The organism is Rummeliibacillus sp. TYF-LIM-RU47, from assembly GCF_008638315.1.
GTDB lineage: Bacteria > Bacillota > Bacilli > Bacillales_A > Planococcaceae > Rummeliibacillus > Rummeliibacillus stabekisii.
Genome location: NZ_VVIR01000001.1, coordinates 1045819 through 1065169 on the forward strand (window position 1 = coordinate 1045819; position 19351 = coordinate 1065169).

Annotated in this window: 16 protein-coding genes, 1 other RNA gene and 1 other annotated feature; of the genes, 16 read left to right on the top strand and 1 reads right to left on the bottom strand. The window is 38.9% G+C overall.

Features of this window, described 5'->3' with window-relative positions:
- Positions 1-54: 54 nt before the first annotated feature.
- Positions 55-294, top strand: a binding site (T-box leader).
- Positions 295-373: 79 nt separating this feature from the next.
- From hisS to F0527_RS05180, 13 genes are all read left to right on the top strand, one after another.
- Entirely contained in the window at positions 374-1663 is a 1290-nt protein-coding gene (gene hisS, locus F0527_RS05120; RefSeq protein ID WP_150284001.1) for a histidine--tRNA ligase, read from the top strand.
- Positions 1664-1665: 2 nt separating this feature from the next.
- On the top strand, positions 1666-3444 hold the full coding sequence (aspS, locus tag F0527_RS05125) for an aspartate--tRNA ligase (protein WP_150284002.1): 1779 nt from the start codon (positions 1666-1668) through the stop codon (positions 3442-3444).
- A 250-nt stretch (positions 3445-3694) separates the two neighbouring features.
- A non-coding RNA gene (ssrS, locus tag F0527_RS05130) (6S RNA) lies at positions 3695-3887 on the top strand.
- A gap of 221 nt (positions 3888-4108) precedes the next feature.
- Positions 4109-6052 carry an N-acetylglucosamine-specific PTS transporter subunit IIBC gene (gene nagE / locus F0527_RS05135; protein WP_150284003.1) on the top strand — a complete coding sequence of 648 codons (1944 nt, stop codon included), beginning with the start codon at positions 4109-4111 and terminating at the stop codon, positions 6050-6052.
- A gap of 212 nt (positions 6053-6264) precedes the next feature.
- On the top strand, positions 6265-7416 hold the full coding sequence (gene nagA, locus F0527_RS05140; protein ID WP_223823524.1) for an N-acetylglucosamine-6-phosphate deacetylase: 1152 nt from the start codon (positions 6265-6267) through the stop codon (positions 7414-7416).
- Between the two features lie 34 nt (positions 7417-7450).
- Entirely contained in the window at positions 7451-8173 is a 723-nt protein-coding gene (locus F0527_RS05145) for a GntR family transcriptional regulator (RefSeq protein ID WP_147193917.1), read from the top strand.
- Between the two features lie 3 nt (positions 8174-8176).
- The gene (locus F0527_RS05150) at positions 8177-8896 is read left to right on the top strand and encodes a sugar isomerase domain-containing protein (RefSeq protein ID WP_150284005.1); all 720 of its coding nucleotides are present in this window, start codon (positions 8177-8179) and stop codon (positions 8894-8896) included.
- 18 nt (positions 8897-8914) lie between these two features.
- The gene (locus F0527_RS05155) at positions 8915-9184 is read left to right on the top strand and encodes a phosphocarrier protein HPr (RefSeq protein WP_066786144.1); all 270 of its coding nucleotides are present in this window, start codon (positions 8915-8917) and stop codon (positions 9182-9184) included.
- On the top strand, positions 9178-10899 hold the full coding sequence (gene ptsP / locus F0527_RS05160; RefSeq protein ID WP_150284006.1) for a phosphoenolpyruvate--protein phosphotransferase: 1722 nt from the start codon (positions 9178-9180) through the stop codon (positions 10897-10899). Before F0527_RS05155 ends, ptsP begins: the two co-directional genes overlap by 7 nt.
- Before the next feature lie 17 nt (positions 10900-10916).
- Positions 10917-11612, top strand: coding sequence for a glucosamine-6-phosphate deaminase (locus tag F0527_RS05165; protein ID WP_370454632.1), 696 nt, complete (start codon positions 10917-10919; stop codon positions 11610-11612).
- A gap of 134 nt (positions 11613-11746) precedes the next feature.
- Positions 11747-12508: a tRNA threonylcarbamoyladenosine dehydratase gene (locus F0527_RS05170; protein ID WP_066786151.1), complete on the top strand. Its 762-nt coding sequence runs from the start codon at positions 11747-11749 to the stop codon at positions 12506-12508.
- A 279-nt stretch (positions 12509-12787) separates the two neighbouring features.
- Positions 12788-13687, top strand: coding sequence for an ABC transporter ATP-binding protein (locus tag F0527_RS05175; protein ID WP_066786154.1), 900 nt, complete (start codon positions 12788-12790; stop codon positions 13685-13687).
- On the top strand, positions 13680-14918 hold the full coding sequence (locus tag F0527_RS05180) for an ABC transporter permease (RefSeq protein WP_150284007.1): 1239 nt from the start codon (positions 13680-13682) through the stop codon (positions 14916-14918). The genes F0527_RS05175 and F0527_RS05180 overlap by 8 nt, the downstream gene beginning before the upstream one ends.
- A 36-nt stretch (positions 14919-14954) precedes the next feature.
- On the opposite strand, the gene F0527_RS05185 is transcribed toward F0527_RS05180, so the two are convergent.
- Positions 14955-16247 carry a replication-associated recombination protein A gene (locus tag F0527_RS05185; protein ID WP_149031985.1) on the bottom strand — a complete coding sequence of 431 codons (1293 nt, stop codon included), beginning with the start codon at positions 16245-16247 and terminating at the stop codon, positions 14955-14957.
- Positions 16248-16484: 237 nt separating this feature from the next.
- On the opposite strand from F0527_RS05185, the gene cymR reads away from it, so the two are divergent.
- The 3 genes from cymR to mnmA all read left to right on the top strand — a co-directional run bounded on the left by cymR (position 16485) and on the right by mnmA (position 19340).
- Positions 16485-16904 carry a cysteine metabolism transcriptional regulator CymR gene (gene cymR, locus F0527_RS05190; RefSeq protein WP_066786159.1) on the top strand — a complete coding sequence of 140 codons (420 nt, stop codon included), beginning with the start codon at positions 16485-16487 and terminating at the stop codon, positions 16902-16904.
- 152 nt (positions 16905-17056) lie between these two features.
- Complete coding sequence (locus F0527_RS05195; RefSeq protein WP_150284008.1) at positions 17057-18199, top strand: cysteine desulfurase family protein; 1143 nt, start codon at positions 17057-17059, stop codon at positions 18197-18199.
- A 19-nt stretch (positions 18200-18218) separates the two neighbouring features.
- Positions 18219-19340, top strand: coding sequence for a tRNA 2-thiouridine(34) synthase MnmA (gene mnmA / locus F0527_RS05200; RefSeq protein WP_150284009.1), 1122 nt, complete (start codon positions 18219-18221; stop codon positions 19338-19340).
- Positions 19341-19351 lie beyond the last annotated feature (11 nt).

Sequence of the window (19351 nt, forward strand, 5' to 3'; positions counted from 1 at the left end):
AGCAATAGTTGACATATTCCTTAGAAATGATATTATAGGTATTATCTAAAAAATTGATCGCCAAAGACCAAGAAAGTAACAATCAGCAAGTACTTTTTAGAGAGGAAAAAGCCGTGGCTGCAAGCTTTTCCATTGTACTGATTTGTGAATAACACTTGAGAGGCTTTTCTTCGAACGGACATTGTTCTAGTAGGGGGAAACGGTATCGGCCGTTATCCGATTTGAGAGGATTTAGTCATTATACTAGATCAACTAGGGTGGAACCGCGGAAGCTATAGAGCTCTCGTCCCTTGCATTTATGCAAGGGGCGAGGGCCTTTTTTGTTAGGATTAAGTACTAGTTGATCTTTTTTAAAATAGAAAGGAGTTCTACTATGAATTTTAAAGTTCCTAGAGGTACGCAGGATTTATTGCCTGGTGTGACAGAAAAATGGCAAAAAGTTGAGGAGATTATCCGTGAGCTATGTCATCTTTACCGCTATCCAGAAATCCGCACACCAATTTTTGAAAGTACTGAATTGTATACGCGTAGCGTAGGTGACACCACCGATATCGTACAAAAGGAAATGTATACGTTTAAAGATAGAGGAGATCGTTCATTAACACTGCGCCCAGAAGGTACTGCAGGCGTTGTTAGATCATATGTAGAACATAAAATGTTTGGTCAGCCAGATCAGCCGATTAAGCTATCTTATTTAGGGCCAATGTTCCGTTATGAACGCCAACAAGCTGGCCGTTATCGTCAATTTGTTCAATTTGGTGTAGAAGCAATTGGAAGCAAAGACCCCGCTATTGATGCAGAAGTAATTTCCCTAGCTATGAATATTTATAGCAGTGTAGGCCTTCAAGATGTGAAGCTTGTCATCAATTCACTTGGGGATCAAGAGGTACGCGCAAATCACAGAGAAGCTCTAGTCAATCATTTTAAGCCACATATTGATGAATTCTGCCAAGATTGCCAATCGCGTTTAGAAAAAAATCCTCTACGCATTTTAGATTGTAAGGTGGATCACGGTCACCCATTAATGGCGACAGCTCCAGCATTGACAGATTATTTAAACGAAGAATCTGCGAATTACTTCAATAAAGTAAAACAGTATTTAGATGTCTTAGGCATCTCTTATGAAGTGGATCCTAACCTAGTACGTGGATTAGACTATTACAATCACACAGCATTTGAAATTATGAGTACGTCAAAAGGCTTTGGTTCCATCACAACATTATGCGGTGGCGGAAGATACAACGGTTTAGTAGAAGAAATTGGTGGACCTGAGTCACCAGGCATTGGTTTTGGTATGAGTATTGAACGCTTGCTACTAGCATTGGAAGCAGAAGGCAAAGAGCTGGATATTGAAGACCAGTTAGATATGTATATTGTTGCTATGGATGAAGATGCAAAGTTAAAAGCGGTTGAGCTAGCTAGCTCATTCCGAGCAAAAGGCATTTCAACAGAGCTTGATTACACGGACCGCAAAATGAAAGCCCAAATGAAGTCAGCCGACCGAAAACAGGCTACATGGGTTATCGTGCTAGGGGAAACAGAATTAGCAGAACAACAAGTGGCTGTAAAACATATGGCTACAGGCGATCAAGAGAAAGTGCCGTTCTTCGACTTAGTAGAATATTTAACAAAACAGAAGCAGAAGCAAATGGAGGAAAAGTAAAGATGGCTATAAGAACACATGAATGTGGTATTTTACGCGGCGAACATGCAGGTGAGCGCGTGGTTTTAAAAGGGTGGGTACAACGCCGAAGAGATTTTGGCGGTTTGATTTTTATTGACTTGCGCGACCGCTCAGGGATTGTACAAATCGTATTTACCCCAGAAAACTCACAAGAAGCGCTTGATTTAGCCGATAGCTTCCGTACAGAATATGTAATCGAAGTGGAAGGCGAGGTAAAACGCCGTGCAGATGATATGATTAATCCGAATATGGAAACAGGTATGGTTGAAGTTTATGTAGACAAAGTAGAATTAATTAATAAAGCCAAAACAACGCCATTCCAAATTGAGGACCGTATTGTAGTAAATGAGGATTTGCGTCTGAAATATCGTTATTTAGATTTGCGCCGTCCTGTAATGTATAACACATTTAAAATGCGTTCAGACGTAACAAAAGTCATCCGTAACTTCCTGCAAGATGAAGGTTTCTTAGAAGTGGAAACACCAATTCTGACAAAATCTACTCCAGAAGGCGCACGTGACTATCTTGTACCGTCTCGCGTTCATGAAGGTGAATTTTATGCATTGCCTCAATCACCTCAATTGTTCAAACAATTGTTGATGGTATCTGGTTTTGAAAAGTACTTCCAAATTGCTCGTTGCTTCCGTGATGAAGACTTGCGTGCTGACAGACAGCCTGAATTTACGCAAATAGACTTGGAAATGAGTTTCATGACGCAAGAGGAAATTTTAGACTTAAATGAACGATTGATTCAAAAAGTAATGAAAGATATTAAGGATATTGAGATCCCACGTCCATTCCAACGCATGAAATATGACGAAGCAATGGCTCGCTATGGCTCTGATAAGCCGGATGTCCGTTTTGGTTTAGAGTTAATCCAACTTTCTGATGTGGTAGAAGGCTGTAACTTCAAAGTATTTGCTCAAACAGTTGAAGCCGGCAATGAAGTTAAAGGCTTGAACATTAAAGGTGCCAACGACAAATATTCTCGTAAAGACTTAGACGAATTGACAAAATACGTTGGCCGCTACGGAGCAAAAGGCTTAGCATGGATGAAAGTAACAGAAGAAGGGTTAACAGGCCCAATCGGCAAGTTCTTCCAAGATGAATTTGGCCAAAAACTAATGGAACGCATGGGTGCAGAGCCAGGTGATACGCTAGTATTTGTAGCAGATAAACGTTCAGTTGTTGCAGATTCACTTGGTGCACTTCGTAAGAAATTAGGAAAAGATTTAGGTCTAATTGATGAATCTCAATTTGCATTCCTTTGGATCACTGATTGGCCGCTGCTAGAGTACTCAGAAGAAGAAGGACGCTATACAGCAGCACACCATCCATTCACACGCCCATTTGAAGAAGACCTTGAAAAAATGGAAACAGCTCCAGGTCAAGTACGTGCCCAAGCATATGATATCGTTCTTAATGGATACGAATTGGGTGGTGGTTCATTACGTATTTACGAAAAAGAATTACAAGAAAAAATGTTCGAAGTGCTTGGTTTTACAAAAGAACAAGCGAATGAACAGTTTGGTTTCCTAATGGATGCATTTGAATACGGCGTTCCTCCACATGGCGGGATTGCCTTCGGCTTAGACCGTTTGGTAATGTTGTTGGCTGGCCGAGATAATCTACGTGATACTATTGCGTTCCCTAAAACAGCATCTGCTAGCGATTTAATGACCGAAGCGCCAAGTGAAGTATCAGAGGCGCAACTGGATGAACTTCATATTAAAACAAAAACACTTGCTGACGAATTGTAATTAAAAGCTAATAGTGCTGAAAAAGAGATCGAGAAAAATTTCTCGATTCTCTTTTTTTTATGTTTATCTCGTGTGTGACAGTGGTATATATTCTTATCTTACAAGATTTAATATTACTATCAGCCCGATTCAAGGTTGATGAGAATTAAGTCATAGAAATGTAAGAAGCACGAATGAAAGATTAATAATTAAAGAGTAAAAACTTTTATTTTGATTTTTCAAAACTTTCGTGTTAATATGTATTTAACAACAAATCCTGAGGTGTTCGTTGAAGCTCATATCGTCTTGACCGAACATATCGTCTTTGGGAGTTGCTCATTTTGGAATGGCAAACATGCCCTTTACTTTGTAGGGGGACTTTTAAAGTTTCGAATACGACACCCACCTGCTAGAGTGCGGGTTCAAGGCTATTTGCATTACTCGACGGCACAATCGGGATTTGTTCATATTGTAAGATTGATAACCTGTGATTCTCTGAGAATTAGAGGATTTTTTTATGCAATTTAATGCTAGAAATACGTGATAATTTTTTTTAAAACCGGCAATATTTTATAGCAAAAGAGGGTATATCTTCTGGAGGAAAATAATACTTTATTAATGTATGAAAACGCTTTATACTAATTGGTATAGACAACTATACCAAAACAAAGGAGAGTGTATTGAAATGTTAGGTTTCTTGCAAAAGATTGGTAAATCGCTAATGTTCCCGATTGCAACCATGCCTGCAGCTGCATTGCTTGTTCGTCTTGGCTCGCCTGATATGATTGGGAGTAGCCATGTGAAATTTATTCAAATTGTCGCCAAGGTTATGGAAGCATCAGGTAATGCAATAATTGGTAATCTCCCAATTATTTTTGCTATTGGTATTGCGATGGGATTTGCTTTTGACAACAATGGGGGTGCAGCGTTAGCTGGTGCGATAGCCTATTTAGTTTTATCAGGGGTACTTGAAAAAATAGATAAAGATTTGAATATGGGTGTTTTCGGAGGGCTTGTTTCGGGTATTGTCGCAGGACTTTTATATAATAAATTTTATAATGTAAAGTTTCCTGAGTGGCTTTCATTCTTTGGCGGCAAACGATTTGTCCCCATAATAACCTCGATCACTATGGCTATAATTGCCGCGTTGCTTGCTTATATTTGGGGACCAATTCAAGGAGTTATTGATTCTACAGGTAACTGGATTATCGGAGCAGGCGCAATTGGTTATGGGGTTTACGGTTTCTTAAACCGTTTGTTACTTCCGATTGGTTTGCATCATGTAATCAATACAATAGTATGGTTTGACTTTGGTAAATTTACGGATGCTGCGGGTAAAGTAGTAAAAGGAGATATTCCTCGTTTCTTAGCGGGAGATCCAGCAGCAGGACTCTTCCAAGCTGGTTTCTTCCCGATTATGATGTTTGGTTTGCCAGCAGCTTGTTTAGCTATGTACTTTGCAGCTAAAAAAGAGAAACGCGCTATTGTGGGCGGCATGTTCCTGTCAATCGCCTTAACAGCTTTTGTCACAGGGGTGACAGAACCAATCGAATTTACATTTATGTTCTTATCTCCAGTTTTATATGCAGTGCACGCTGTATTAACGGGTATCTCTTTAATGATAGCGGCTGCATTAAATATTCATGATGGTTTTGGTTTCTCTGCCGGTCTAATAGATTATTTATTGAATCTCGGTATCGCACAAAAACCTTTCTTGCTTATACCTCTTGGTTTAGCATTTGGTGCTATCTATTTTGTAATTTTCTATTTCTTAATAACAAAATTCAATTTAAAAACGCCAGGCCGTGAAGATGACGAGGATGAGGAAACAGAAACAATGCAAGGAACAGAAGATGAAGTACTTGACGCAAAAGCTTATCATACAATTGAAGCGCTAGGCGGCAAGGAAAACATCGTGCAAGTCGATCACTGTACGACACGCCTTCGTTTAACTGTAAAAGATGCGGGTTTGGCGAACGAAAAAGAATTGAAAAAATATGGTGCACGTGGTGTTATGCGCATCAGTAAAACAAACTTGCAAGTCATCATTGGTACGTCTGTAGAATTTTTGGCAGACGCAATGAAAAAACGCATCGCCAAAGGAAATCCAGCTCCCAAAAATGTAATAAGTGAAGCAGCATTGGAAGAGACAGATGTTACACATACGAACTTATTGCCGGAAGACTTTGTTATGCCGATAACAGGTGATGTAATTCCACTTTCAGAAGTACCTGACCAAGCATTTGCATCTGGCATGATGGGACCTGGTTTCGGTATTTTGCCAAAAGATGGTGTTATACAATCACCTGTTGACGGGAAAGTTATGATGATCTTCCCGACAAAACATGCAATCGGCCTTGTAACGGATACAGGAATTGAAATTTTAATCCATATCGGCCTTGATACGGTAAAATTAAATGGTAAAGGCTTTGAGGTGCTAGTAAAACAAGATCAGCTTATTCAACGCGGGGATGATTTAATCAAAGTTGACTGGGCATATGTTAAAGAAAATGCTCCATCCATTGCGACACCTGTAATCTTTACAAACTCACAAGATAAAAGCGTGAAGCTTGAAAAAACAGGCTACCAACGTAGTGGAACATCAAATATCATCAGATTAGAAGAATAAAATTTAAGTCAGGTATAACAACAGATTAATGAATGTTGTAGCTTTAATAAAAGTGAAATCAGCTAAAACACTACAGTCCAGAAAGCTTGGGTCTAAATGTGGAATAGAAGCTGATTTCACTTCATTCCAATCAAAAAGTGTTTTAAAGCTATGTAACATTATATTTAAAGTTTTCTGTTAGACACCTGGATTTTCTTTAGGAGATGTTAAATTTGAAGCAAACATGCCTGATAAAAAATGTAACCATTGTAAATGCCGATGAACGTATGGACAATTATGACGTATATATAAAAGATGGGGTTATTCAACACATCGGCCGTTTGATAGAGATAGAAGCAGATGAAGTGATAGATGGCGTTAACCAATATCTTCTTCCTGGATTTATAGATATGCATATACATGGATCAGCTGGTAGTGATGCAATGGATGCTACGCCAGAATCGCTTCATATAATGGGGAAATCCCTGCTGAAAGAGGGGACAACCAGTTTTCTTGCAACTACCATGACTCAATCGATTGACAAGATAGAAGAAGCACTAAAAAATTTAGCTGTTTTTCAAAGTGGGAAAGATGAAGCCGAAATGGTCGGCGTTCACCTGGAAGGTCCGTTTGTTTCGAAAAAACGCGCGGGTGCACAGCCGCTCGAGCATATTATTCCACCCCAATTATCATTATTCCAACGGTTTCAAGAACTTAGCGGATACCGGATTAAAGAAGTAACTGTAGCACCAGAAACAGATGGCGGATTTGAATTTGTAGAAAATGTCGCAAAGACAGGCGTTGTAGTTTCTATCGGTCATTCAGATGCAACTTTTGAAGAAGTGCAAAAAGCAGTAGTTCTTGGCGTGAAACAAGGAACGCATCTTTATAATCAAATGCGACCCTTCCATCATAGGGATCCAGGCGTGGTAGGAGGTACATTGCTTCTGCCTGAAATTCAATCAGAGATCATTGTCGATTTCATTCACTCACATCAGGAATCAGTTAAGCTTGCTTATCAAATGAAAGGCGCCGATCATATTATTTTAATTACCGACGCAATGAGAGCGAAAGGCTTACCCTATGGTGACTACGATTTAGGTGGGCAGCTTGTACATGTCACAGAGAGTGGCGCTCATTTAGAGAATGGCGCCTTGGCTGGCTCCGTATTAAAAATGGATCAAGCTCTTAGAAATATGAAAGAAGCAACCAACTGTACACTTCAGGAACTTGTCGCTATGACTTCCTTCAATTCGGCAAAGCAATTGAATTTGACTGGCAAGGGAAGAATCAAAGAACATTATGACGCCGATCTCGTTATATTGGATAAAGACTTAAAGGTTCAAAAGACGATTAAAAAAGGCAACGTCATTGAAAATCTGTAGTGTAAGTTCATTAATTTAAAGGTGTTGAATAGATTTGGTTGATCGGAATTCGCATGTGCCTATATATATACAGATTGAAGATATCATCAAAGAAAAGATAGCGGTTGGCGAGTACATTAAAGGATCTTCTATACCTTCCGAAAGGGAGCTGTCTGAGACATACAATGTCAGCAGGATGACAGTGAGGCAAGCGATTACAGGATTAGTTAATAGTGGTTTGCTATATAGGGAAAAAGGGAGAGGCACTTTTGTGGCTGATCCTAAATTTGAACAGCCGCTCAATGGCTTGACCGGTTTTACGGAGGATATGATCGCAAGAGGTATGGAGCCGAGCAGTGATATTGTACTGTTTGAGAAACAATTACCTTCTTTTGAAATAAAGCAAGATTTAGGTTTAAACGATGAAGATGAGGTATACTTTATAGTGCGTATTCGAAATGCGGACCATCTTCCCATGGCTATTGAAAGGACGTATATACCTGTTAAACTTGTCCCAAACTTAAGCAAAGATCAGCTAAGTGGATCTCTCTATCAATTGATTGAGCAGGAATATGGACTAGACATTCACAATGCCACACAGCAGATGGAAGCCGCTATTGTTTCAAAAGAGGATGCAAAATATCTAAACGTTGGGCAAAAAGCAGTTGTTTTGATTATCAAAAGAACAAGTTATTTATCGAACGGAAGGCCGTTTGAACTTGTGCGCAGCGTGTATCGCGCAGACCGTTATAAGTTTATAAGCGAGATTACGAGGTGACACATGAACAATTATTTTGCTGAAGTCACGCATCTTTTAAAAGATGTATATGAAAAGGAAATGCCTGCCATAAAACAAGCAGCGATGCTAATTGCAGAGAGCGTGAACAAAGGGGGCATTTTACAGTTATTTGGCTGTGGACATTCTCACCTTCTGGCTCAAGAAGCATTTTATAGGGCAGGCGGATTGGTTCCTGCCAAACCAATTAGTATAGAACCCCTTATGCTTCACAGTGGTGCGCTCACTTCTTCTAAAAATGAAAAAGATTCAAATTTTGTTGAAAAGCATATAGAAAGTTTTGATTTTCACGATGGAGATGTCCTTCTTATTATTTCTACATCTGGGCGAAATGCTGTTCCAATTGACGTTGCACTTTTAGCAAAAAAGTTAAAAATCACCACCATTTCGCTTCAGTCTCTTAACTATTCAAGGGAATCTTCAAGGCACCTTTCACACAAGCGGCTTGAGGATGTAGTAGATGTGATAATAGATACACATGTGCCTGTTGGCGATGGCGTCCTTTATAGAGGCGATCTGCAATATGGTCCTGTCTCTACAACCATCGGTTCTTGCATGTTGAATGCTTTGATAAGTGAAGTGGTGGAGATTATTATGGAAAAAGAGGAGCGCGCTCCAGTATTTTCTAGTGCAAATGTAGATAAAGCAGGAAAGAATAATGAAGCTTTGATAGAAAAATATCAAAAGCGGGTCAATTTTAATTAACTCTTGGAGGTATTTACAATGGAAAAGAAATTTAACATTACTGCATCAGAAGGTTTACATGCAAGACCATGTACAGTTTTAGTACAAGCTGTAACACCATTCTCATCAGAGGTTCAACTTACGTATAATGACAGAACGGTAAACCTTAAATCAATTATGGGTGTGATGTCACTGGGCATTCCTTCAGGAGCAGAGATTTTAGTATCTGCGGAAGGAAGCGATGCAGAAGAAGCTTTAAACAAAGTCAAAAATGTTCTTTCTACAGAAGGAATTGGTGAAGAATGCTAGAAATGAAGGGGATTGCCGTATCAAACGGTATTGCCATTGCTAAAGCGTATTGTTTAGTAGAACCAGACTTGTCATTTGAAAAAGTCACCGTCAGCGATTCAGAAGCAGAAAAAAAGCGTCTAAAAAATGCTGTAGCCGAAGCTAAAAAGGATTTAGAAGGAATCAAAGCAGAAGCTGAAAGGAAATTTGGACCTGATAAAGCAGCCATTTTCCAAGCACATTTGCTAGTATTAGAGGATCCTGAAATGCTCGGTATGATTGATGGGAAGATCGATGAAGGTACGAATGCCGAAGCTGCTCTCCATGAGGTATCAACTACATTTATCGAGATGTTTGAGGTAATGGAGAATGCTTACATGAAAGAAAGAGCGGCAGATATACGAGATGTGTCAAAGCGTTTGTTGTCAAAATTATTGAATGTAGAGATACCAGATTACAGCCATTTAAATGAAGATGTAATCATAATTGCAAATGACCTTACACCATCTATGACGGCTCAACTCGATAAAACACATGTTAAAGGATTTGTGACAGATATCGGTGGTAGAACCTCCCATTCAGCAATTCTTGCTAGAACAATGGAAATACCAGCGGTTGTTGGCGCCAAAACAGCGACAAAAGATATCCAACAAGGAGCATTAGTCATTGTAGATGGTTTAAAAGGCGATGTTATAGTAGATGCAGAGCCGGAGATAGTTGGTACATACCAAGCGGCTCAAAAAGCTTATCTTGAAGAACGTGCATACTTTGAGCAGTTTAAGGGCGAGCCAAGCATAAGTAGAGACGGACACCATGTTGAAATCGCTGGGAATATCGGTAAGCCTGAAGATGCAGATATTGTATTAGAAAATGGCGGAGACGGCGTAGGTTTATTCCGAACAGAATTTTTATATATGGACCGCACCGATTTGCCATCTGAAGAAGAACAATTTGTTTCTTATAAATCTGTTCTTGAAAAGATGAAAGGAAAGCCAACAGTAGTTCGGACGTTAGATATTGGTGGCGACAAGAAGCTTCCGTATTTGAAAATGGAAGAGGAAATGAATCCTTTCTTAGGCCACCGTGCCATTCGCCTTTGTTTAGATGATACAGCATTGTTCCGAACGCAGCTCCGTGCATTGCTTCGTGCAAGCATTTATGGCAATTTAAAAATTATGTTTCCTATGATCGCAACACTTGATGAATTTAGAGAAGCGAAAGCCATTCTAGAGGATGTGAAAAAGGAGCTTGTAACCGAAGGCAAAGAAGTAAGCGATACCATTGAAGTCGGTATGATGGTTGAAATACCTTCTACTGCTGTTATGGCCGATTTATTCGCGAAGGAAGCAGACTTTCTTTCTATAGGCACAAATGATTTAATTCAATACACACTTGCAGCAGATAGGATGAATGAAAAAGTTTCTTATTTGTATCAACCGTATAATCCTGCTATTTTGCGTCTTGTGAAAAGTGTCATTGACGGCGCTCATAAAGAAGGCAAATGGGTAGGTATGTGTGGCGAAATGGCAGGCGATGAGATAGCAATTCCTATTTTGCTTGCAATGGGGCTAGATGAATTCTCAATGAGTGCATCTTCAATACTTAGGGCACGTGCACAAATCGCCAAATCTTCAAAAGAAGATTTAGAAAAGCATATAGAAAAGATTCTGCAACTTTCCTCCAATAAAGAAGTTTCAAGCTATGTAACACAATATTTAATGAAGGAAACTAAATAGAAAAGGGAAGTGACCAGTTGGCTATTCAATTAGAAACCGTGAAGGACCTAGATCAATTATATACTCGAGCTTTTCAATTAATTGAGGAGCAGAAAGACAATGGAGCTAAAACTTTCGGACTTGCAACTGGAGGAACAATGCTTCCTTTATACGAACGTATCCGAAATAGCTCAATTGACTTCTCTAACTGTGAGAGTGTAAATTTGGATGAATACGTTGGATTACCAAAAGAACATCCTGAAAGCTACCTTTCTTTTATGACGCAACAATTGTTTAAAGAGAAGCCTTTCAAAAATTCTCATTTACCTAATGGAGAAGCTACAAATCCAGAATTAGAAGCAAAGCGATATGAGGAGCTTTTACAATCCCTAACTCTTGATTTTCAATTATTAGGCGTAGGTGAAAATGGACATATCGGTTTCAATGAACCGGGTACTTCTTTTGACAGTGAAACCCATGTCGTAGATTTGACACCTTCTACAAGAACAGCTAATGCACGATTTTTTGAATCAATTGATGAAGTTCCTGAAAAAGCGATTACAATGGGTATAAAATCCATTATGAGGGCGAAATACATCCTTTTAATCGCAGTGGGAGAGAAAAAAAGAGATGCGATCAAATCTTTAATCGATGGGAATATGACTGAAGAGGTGCCAGTAACCGTCTTAAACAATCATTCAAACGTGATTGTTTTGACAGATTTGGATTTCTAGATAAAGAGAAGGCCTAGATTCTAAGGCCTTCTTTTTTATCAAGAGTCTATTTTCAATTACATTTTCATGCTATAATTTGTTTTGTTTATCTTAGTAAGTTACTTGGTTTACTTAAGTAGAAGGAGTGCGATATCATGTTGCATCAATTTTCAAGAAATGAATTAGCTATTGGCCAAGAAGGCTTGGACAAGCTTAAAAATACGACTGTTGCCATCTTAGGAGTCGGCGGTGTGGGATCTTTTGCTGCAGAAGCATGTGCAAGAAGCGGAGTAGGTCGTATTATTTTAGTGGACAAAGATGATGTAGATATTACCAATATTAATCGCCAATTAGTCGCATATCTATCGACAATCGGCAAATCCAAATCAGCAGTTATGAAAGAAAGAATAGCCGACATCAACCCTGAGTGTGAAGTAATTGACCTTCATATGTTTTATACTGAAGAAACATACGAAGAATTCTTTAGCTATCAGCCAGACTATGTCATAGATGCTTCAGATACGGTCAAATACAAAATCCATATGATTAAAGAATGTCTAAAACGCAAAATCAAAATCATTTCAAGTATGGGAGCAGCTAACAAAACTGATCCGACACGTTTCAAAATTGCAGATATTTCTAAGACGCATACTGATCCACTTGCAAAAGTGATTCGCTTAAAATTGCGAAAAGAAGGTATTAAAAAAGGCGTTCCGGTTATTTTCTCTGATGAGAGCCCAATTGTAATACGACAAGATGTAGCTCAAACAGTTGGTAATCCAGACGCAGAGATTCGGAAAGCTAAAATGCCGCCTTCATCCAATGCGTTTGCCCCATCTACAGCAGGACTCTTTGCAGCTAGCTGGGTCATTAATGATATTCTAAAAGACATTAAAATACAACGTGTTCGTGACTAATTGTAGCCGTATTCGCATGTACTGTGCGAATGCGGTTTTTTTAATATTTTAGGACATAAGTTTTCTAAAAAAAGAAATATAAGGATGTTATAGGAAATTATATGATAAGATAGATGTGTATAGTGCTAGGAGCTAAAAAATCTCAATATTAATGAAGACAATTAGTTTTCAAAAATTTTTCAGTGGTACTGCACTTAAATAGTTAAATAAATGAATACTTTATGCTGTACTAAACGTATATGTAATATGTTCGGAAAATTTTTATAAAAGGAGACAGCTATGGCTTTAAAAATTGATCATGTCACGAAGAAGTATCAAAATTTCACTGCGGTTAACCAGCTTTCATTTACGATTGAAAAAGGAGAGATATTCGGTTTGATCGGGCAAAATGGAGCGGGTAAGACAACTACTTTTCGTATGATTCTTGATTTACAGGAAACGACGGAAGGGAACATCTCCTGGAATGATATACCTATCAATAAAGTAAACAGAGATGTCCTGGGCTATTTACCGGAAGAGCGAGGAATATTTCCATCAATGACCGTTGAAGACCAGCTTTATTTCTTTGGTGTTTTGCGTGGTAGGGGCAAAAAAGATTTAAAACAGGATGTAGATTATTGGATTGAACGTTTTGAACTAGTCGACAAAAGAAAGGCGAAAGCTGAGACCTTGTCAAAAGGGAATCAACAAAAAGTGCAGTTGATTGCAAGCTTTATCCACCAGCCTGAATTTTTAATCCTTGATGAACCTTTTAGTGGTCTGGATCCTGTAAATCGTGAGCTTTTGATGGATGCCATTCTCTATTTAAAAGAAAAAGGAACCACAATTTTATTTTCTAGTCACCAAATGGCTAATGTTGAAGAGCTCTGTGACCATTTGTGCATATTAAAAAGAGGCGTTTCGCTTTTCACTGGTAGTTTAAAAGACTTAAAAGAACAATATGGTAAAAAGAAATTAAGCATTCGAACAGATTTAACAGAAAAAGAGTTACATACATTAGAAGGCGTAACAAACGTTAAAAAAACAAGAGATGGATATACACTTACACTGGAAGACGAAACGTACGGGAAACAGCTATTTGAACAAATTAGTAGAGGACAATATATGGATAAATTTAGCATGGATTATTTAACTCTTGATGAAATTTTCAAAGATTTGGTAGGTGGTATAGTTGTCTAAGTTTTGGATTTTAGTTACACAGCTTTATAAACAAAAAATTAAAACGAAATCATTTATTCTATCTATTCTTTTGTATGTTGCCGTTATTAGTTGTGTAATGTTCTGGTCTGATATTAAGGCTGCATTATTTTCTGAAGAGCCTGTAAAAATTGCGATGGTCAATGAGACAGAACAGGATTTCAAGCCATTGTTTAAATCGGATAAAGACATGAAATTTAATTTTACAGATCAATCAAGGGCTGAGGTCGAAAAGAAAGTAAAGAATGGAAAGTACGACGCAGCTGTTTTTCTTACAAGCAAGAATAAACAAATGGAAGCAGAAATAGCGACATTCGAACCGCTTGAATATAACGATCAAACCGCTTTGTCAGGGATGATTCAATATGCTGGCAGAATTTATGCCGTACAACAGTTGAATCTGACAAGCGATCAGGCTGCACAGATTCTTGATGCCAATACAACGATTATCTCTAAAAACTTAGATAAACAAAAAGGCACAGGTAAAAGTGAAGATGAAAAATCTGCCGGGATCGGTGTTTCTATTTTAATCGGTTCCATTGTCTATTCTTTTGTTATTTCATTCTTATCGATGATAACCACCGATGTCGCATCTGAAAAAGGATCGCGTGTGCTTGAAGTAATGCTTGCAAGTATAAAGCCTTCCACGCACTTCTTGGCGAAAATTACCGGAACATATTTGCTGGCGCTAACTCAGCTCATTGTGTTAATCGTTGTTCAAGTAGCGCTGTTTTTAGTTGTGGATGGAGGTTCTAAATGGGATAAAGTAACGAATACGATTGACCATCTATCTTCAACCTATATTTTATACACTATTGCATACTTATTGTTGTCCATTTTCTTATTCTTAATTGTGGGGGCGCTCTTTGGTTCGCTTGTATCAAAGGTAGAGGAAGCTAGCCAAGCTATGATGCCTGCAATGTTAATGGGTATGGCGGGTTTTTATATCTTGATGTCCGGCTTGTTTAGCCCAGATACGATGCTAGTAAAAGTGTCATCCTATATCCCGTTTATGACCGTAATGGTTATGCCGCTACGCATAAGTGCAACAGATCTTTCACCAATGGAGCCGTTGATTGCGCTTATTATCCTGATCGTCACAGTTATCGTATTGTTCTACATCAGTTTTTCATTCTATAAACGAAGTGTATTGACATACAGCTCAGGCGGCATGATGCAAAAAATTAAAACGGTTTTAAAAGTAACAACATAATGAAAAAAATGATTGAAGAGGCATTAGCCTTTTCAATCATTTTTTATTTTTCTTTTTTAATTGGTTTAAATGATCATAAATGCCTGCCATTCGCTTTTCTTGTCCGGCAATTACAGGTTTATAGAATTCTGAGCCGACTAGCTTGTCTGGCAAATATTCTTGGTCTACCCAACCGCCAAATGTGCCGACAGGTGTATTATGTGGATATTGATAACCTTCTACGCCAAGTGTTTTGGCTCCGCTATAATGAGCGTCTCGCAAATGGAGCGGGATGTCACCAGTTTTTCCTTGATGGATAGAAGAAATTGCTGCATCAATCGCTGTGATGGCAGAATTAGATTTCTCAGCCAAACACATCTCGATTACAGCAGATGCAAGCGGTATGCGAGCTTCCGGCATACCGAGTCGTTCGGCGGATTGGATAGCTGCAAGTACATGCGCGCCTACTTCAGGAGCGGCTAGACCGATGTCTTCGTAGCTCATGACAAGAAGCCGTCTTGAGACAGCAACTAAATCGCCATTTTCTAAGAGATTAGCTAGATAATATATGGCGGCATTAGGATCACTTCCGCGAACTGATTTTTGTAACGCAGATAATAAGTTATAAAAATGGCTACCCTTTTGGTCTCCGTAAACACCGATGCGCTCTGCTAAGCTTTGGATAGTCGCATCGTCTACAATTGTCTCGTCATTTTCTTCATCAGAGGCGTAATAAACAGATTCTAGCAGAGTAAGAGCTTTTCTTGCATCCCCGTTTGCTGCAAGAGCAATTTCCTGAATTTGCTTTTCAGTTATGCGGATTGAATATTGGCCAAGGCCACGCTCTTTATCTTCTAGAGCCCGTTGAATTAATGAAACTATATCACTTTCTTCGAGCTTTTTTAGCTGCTTAATCTCACCGCAGCGTGAACGAATGGCTGGATTCACATCATGAAATGGATTTTCTGTTGTGGCTCCGATGAGTACAATAGCACCGTTTTCAACGTGCGGAAGTAATGTATCCTGTTGCAATTTATTGAAGCGGTGTATTTCATCAAGGAATAATATGACTTGTCCTACAATCTTCGCTTCATTTACTACATCCTCTACATCTTTTTTTCCAGCCCTTGTCGCATTCAATGCAAAGAACGGCAAGTTAGAAGAACCAGCAATAGCAAATGCAATGGATGTTTTACCTATACCAGGTTCTCCATATAGCAACATGGAGGGAACATGACCTTTTTGAATCATTTTATATAAATTAGTCTTTGGTCCAATGATGTCTTGATGACCGACAACTTCATCCAGATTGCGCGGACGCATGCGAAATGCAAGTGGTTGTTGCGGCAACGTGGTCACCTCTTTTCTAATATCTAAAACCTACTTTGTTATTTTCTCAAATATTCACTAGCTTTGCATTAAAATAGATTAGGCATTTTAAATCTTGTTGTCACTACTGATTAATTCCTCTTCAGTATTAACATATAAAAGCAAAATGTGCATGTTCATAAATCATACCCGAGTAGAATGAAGGGAAATATGCTATACTTGTGCATAGACAAATTCGCTAAATATAGAGGTGTATAAATGAAAATATCAACAAAAGGGCGATATGGGCTAACCATTATGATCGAACTTGCCAAACAATATGGACAAGGGCCCATTCCTCTTAGGCAAATCGCATCCCAGAATAATTTATCGGAAGCATACTTAGAACAACTAGTTTCACCACTAAGAAATTCGGGTCTCGTTAAGAGTGTTCGAGGTGCATATGGAGGATATATGCTTTCCAAGCCTCCTCATTTGATTTCTTCGGCAGATGTAATTAAAGTGTTAGAAGGCCCAATTCAGCCTGTTGAAGGGATTGAGGAAGAAGCTCCTGCTCAAAGACAGTTATGGCTTCGTGTACGTGACGCTGTCAAAGAGGTTTTAGAGAAAACGAGCCTAGAAGATTTAGCTTCTTATACAGAAGAGCCAGATGATAAAGGATATATGTTTTATATATAAGCAGCATCTATTCAGGGAGTACAAATGGAATTAGATGTTCTGCGATGGTATTGACGGCAGTTACCCCCTCTAACTGTTTGTTTTTTAGCTCAATTTTGTACGGGGAAATCTATCTTACTGCCCGTTAATCCGGTTTAGAAGGAGTTTTAAAGATGAAAGAAATTTACCTTGACCATGCGGCTACAACACCCATGCATCCACAAGTGATTTCCAAAATGGTAGAAAGTATGGAATCAGTTTACGGCAATCCATCTAGCATTCATAGAATTGGCCGCTTTGCTAGAAAGCACTTGGATGACGCTCGACATACTTTAGCTAAAAGCATTGGGGCGAAAGACCAGGAGATTATAGTGACAGGCGGCGGCAGTGAAGCAGACAATTTGGCTATTACAGGAACAGCTTATGCGAAACAGAATGAAGGCCGCCATATTATCACAACTGTAGTAGAACATCATGCAGTTCTTCATACATGTCAACAACTGGAGAAAGAAGGATATGAGGTAACTTATTTGCCTGTTGATGAAACGGGTCGTGTTTCTCTTGAAGACATCAAAAAGGCCTTACGCGATGATACTATCTTAGTAACGATTATGTTTGGAAATAATGAAGTCGGTACTATACAGCCTATTAAAGAAATCGGCGAGTTGTTGAAAGAGCATAGTGCAACATTCCATACTGATGCGGTACAGGCGTTTGGCATTCTACCGATTGATGTCAATGATTTGCACGTTGATTTGCTCTCAGTATCTTCCCACAAATTGAACGGTCCAAAAGGCATTGGATTCTTATATCAACGTAATCAAACAAAGCTAAAGCCACTAATCTATGGTGGAGAACAAGAGCGTAAGCGCAGAGCAGGAACGGAAAATGTTCCATCGGTTGTTGGGTTTGCTGAAGCTGTAGCCATTGCGCAAAGGAATTTTGAAGAGAAACAACAAGCATACAAAGAATTCCACCAACACTTCTTAAAGAAATTAGATCAGGCAGAAATCGATTATCATATAAACGGAAATGAGCAATACTGCTTGCCACATGTAATGAATATTAGCTTTAAAAATATGGATGTCGAATCATTCTTAGTCAATTTGGATATGGCAGGTATTGCAGCATCTAGTGGCTCTGCTTGCACGGCCGGTTCCATTGATCCATCGCATGTACTTGTTGCAATGTATGGAAGCGAAGCAGATGAGCTTAGGAATTCGATTCGTTATAGCTTCGGTTATGGATTAGAGCTAGAAGATATTGATACAGCGGCAGAACGGACCATTGAGATCGTAAAACGATTAGCGAAATAATAGAAAAAAGGTGAACAATATGAATACAACGAAAGACCCCTCACAAACCCGAGTTGTGGTTGGTATGTCTGGAGGAGTCGATTCTTCCGTAGCAGCTTATCTACTGAAAAAACAAGGGTATGATGTTATCGGTATTTTCATGAAAAACTGGGATGATACCGATGATTCAGGCGTATGTACTGCGACTGAAGACTATGAAGATGTTATTAAAGTATGTAATCAAATCGGTATCCCATATTATGCAGTCAATTTTGAACAACAATATTGGGACAAAGTATTTACGTACTTTTTAGAAGAATACAAAGCAGGACGTACACCGAATCCTGATGTGATGTGCAATAAAGAAATTAAATTTAAAGCATTCTTAGAACACGCATTAAAGCTAGGTGCGGATTATTTAGCAACAGGCCATTATGCACGCGTTGAAGTACGCGATGACGAAACAAGAATGCTTCGTGGCATTGATCAAAATAAAGATCAAACTTACTTCTTAAACCAGCTTTCACAAGAACAACTTTCAAGAGTTATGTTCCCAATTGGTGAACTTGAAAAACCACGCGTTAGAGAAATCGCTGAAGAAGCAGGCCTTGCAACGGCTAAGAAAAAAGATTCAACTGGTATTTGCTTTATTGGAGAACGAAACTTTAAAGAATTCCTAGGTCAATATTTACCTGCACAACCTGGTAATATGGAAACATTCGATGGCACTGTAATAGGCAAGCATGACGGCCTTATGTATTATACAATCGGCCAACGTCACGGCCTTGGGATTGGTGGAGACGGCGATCCTTGGTTTGTTCTGGGGAAAGATTTAAAACGCAACGTATTATTAGTGGGACAAGGCTTCCACAATGATAAGCTTTATTCAACAAGCTTAAAAGCTGTAAAAACAGGCTTCACGACGCATCGTGATATGCCGAAAACATTCCAAGCGACCGCTAAATTCCGCTATCGCCAACAAGATGTGCCGGTGACAGTTGAAATCACTGGTGATGATGAATGGTACGTAACATTCAACGAACCAACACGTGCTATCACTCCTGGCCAATCTGTTGTACTTTATGATGGTGATGAATGTTTAGGTGGCGCTACAATAGACGAAGTATTTAAAGACAGTAAAAAACTAACGTATGTAGGGTAATAGAGGTGAAA